Below are 2243 nucleotides of genomic sequence, written 5' to 3'. Positions count from 1 at the left end.
TTTCCTTGAGTTCTTTGGGGGTAATCAAGATTTTTGAGTAGTTGATATTCGTATCGCCGAGGACATTGGCATCCATGCTATTTTCGAGGGTTTGGATATCCTGAGTCTCTTGGGGAGCGGCTGCGCCGACGGATGTTTGATTTTGCATGAGTTGGAGGTGTGAAGATAGTGTTAGTGCATGTTGAATGAAGCGATTACCTACGTCGCACAATCGAACGGGCTGCTTAAAGGTCGCAGCTTACCCTCTTTTATTACTAACGGTCTTGACAAGCTCGATACCTCGCGGTTGCGAGTGAGTTTGCCCGATCGAATTTTAGTAATCTAAATAGTGGAAAGTGAGTAAGCATCGACCGATCTATTGCCCTCAAGCGGGCATTATTATTGCTAGATTCTAAATCGATGCCAACTGTATGAGTACATGAGATCTTAAATATTTTGGTTGGTTGAGCCAATGAAGGCTATAAACTCTGGATCTGTCTGACAGCTAAAAATATAATGCGCGGACAGATTACCTACTTTTGCCCATTATATCTAAAATTTGCCCAATTTGAATGATAAAGCGACATAGTTTAGATATCCAAATTTGGATATCTAACTAAATGCATGGTTAAAATAAACCTTAAATCCTTACGCGCAATTGCACTCCCCACAACCAGATGTTTGCCACCAACGCGCCCGTTCAGCCGATCGATCCCGATAAGATTCGACCGGAAATTCAAGCCTTGCAGCCCCAGCTAGTCGCCTTCAGGCGACAGATCCACCAGCAGCCCGAACTGGGATTTAAAGAACGACTGACTGCTGCGGCGATCGCTAGTAAACTGACAGAATGGAAAATTCCCCATCAAACTGGCATCGCCCAAACCGGAATCGTGGCGATGATTCAGGGGCGCAAGACGAGCTTTCGACTCAAGACGCTGGCAATTCGGGCGGACATGGATGCCTTGCCGATTCAGGAGGCTAATGATGTGCCGTATAAGTCTCAGCATGACGGCGTGATGCACGCTTGCGGACACGACGGACATACCGCGATCGCGTTGATGACTGCTTACTATCTATCCAAACATCAAAACGACTTTGCCGGGATGGTCAAAATCATCTTCCAGCCCGCCGAGGAGGGGCCAGGAGGAGCCAAACCGATGATTGACGAGGGAGTCCTCACTAATCCCGATGTTAGTGCCATCATCGGGCTACATTTGTGGAATAATTTACCATTAGGCACAATCGGGGTGCGGAGTGGGGCATTAATGGCGGCGGTAGAGCAATTCGATCTGACGATTCAGGGTAAGGGCGGGCATGGGGCGATGCCGCACCAGACTGTAGATTCGATCGTCGTCGCCAGTCAAATTGTCAGTGCTTTACAAACGATCGTTTCGCGTAATGTCAATCCGATCGATTCGGCGGTGGTGACGGTGGGTAAATTTACCGCAGGTAGGGCGCGGAATGTGATTGCTGACACTGCTAGCTTGTCAGGGACGGTGCGCTATTTTAGTCCCGATTTGGCTGACTTTTTCCACCAACGCATTGAAGCGATCGTCGCTGGAATTTGTGCCAGTCATGGGGCAACTTATAGTTTAGATTATATCAAGTTTTATCCACCTGTAATTAACGACCCGAAAATTACCGATTTAGTGCGATCGGTAGCGATAGATTTAGTCGAAACTCCGCTGGGTGTCGTCCCGGAATGTCAGACGATGGGTGGGGAAGATATGGCTTTTTTCCTCCAAAAAGTCCCCGGTTGTTATTTCTTTTTAGGTGCGGCAAATCCCGATCGATCTTTAGCTTATCCCCACCATCATCCCCGCTTTGATTTTGATGAAACAGCTCTATCTACAGGGGTGGAAATGTTCGTGCGGTGTGTCGAGAAATACTGTAATTAATAGCAATGCCCAAATTGCTTTAGTTCGATCCAAACGCATCGAGCTACCGATCGGAGATCCGATTAGTAGCTCGATGGGGGTGCTAGGACACCATGTAACTTAGCTGAAATATTATTGACGGATCGCCACACTAGTGAAGTTTAGCGTTTGAAGCGAGGGCCGCGTTGGGAGTTGTCGATGTTAGTTTCGCCGATTTGAGTAGTCCGGTTGAATTTACCTTGAACATCAGTAGCTTGGTCGGTGACGATCGAAGTACCAGTATTGCTAGTATTACCAGTGCGACCGTATTTGCTATTATCGATCCGAGTGAAGCTACCTTGAGTAGTGTCGTTAGCTACACCAGTCACCACCGAAGTTTGGATGGTT

Annotated in this window: 3 protein-coding genes; 2 read left to right on the top strand and 1 reads right to left on the bottom strand. The window is 47.5% G+C overall.

Annotated elements, in window-relative coordinates; all coding sequences use genetic code 11:
- Positions 1–178 precede the first annotated feature (178 nt).
- Together RMO79_RS21680 and RMO79_RS21675 are read left to right on the top strand one after the other, a co-directional pair.
- On the top strand, positions 179–325 hold the full coding sequence (locus RMO79_RS21680) for a hypothetical protein (RefSeq protein ID WP_310485342.1): 147 nt from the start codon (positions 179–181) through the stop codon (positions 323–325).
- 331 nt (positions 326–656) lie between these two features.
- Positions 657–1877 carry a M20 family metallopeptidase gene (locus RMO79_RS21675; protein WP_310485341.1) on the top strand — a complete coding sequence of 407 codons (1221 nt, stop codon included), beginning with the start codon at positions 657–659 and terminating at the stop codon, positions 1875–1877.
- A 140-nt stretch (positions 1878–2017) separates the two neighbouring features.
- Here the strand turns inward: RMO79_RS21675 and RMO79_RS21670 are convergent.
- A partial coding sequence (locus tag RMO79_RS21670) for a hypothetical protein (protein WP_310485340.1) occupies positions 2018–2243 on the bottom strand: 226 nt, incomplete at its 5' end.

Origin of the sequence: Chamaesiphon sp. VAR_48_metabat_403 (genome assembly GCF_031422475.1) — a bacterium.
Classification (GTDB): Bacteria; Cyanobacteriota; Cyanobacteriia; order Cyanobacteriales; family Chamaesiphonaceae; genus Chamaesiphon.
The sequence above is the reverse complement of the archived record's forward strand: the minus strand, read 5'-3'. Positions and strand labels throughout refer to the sequence as shown.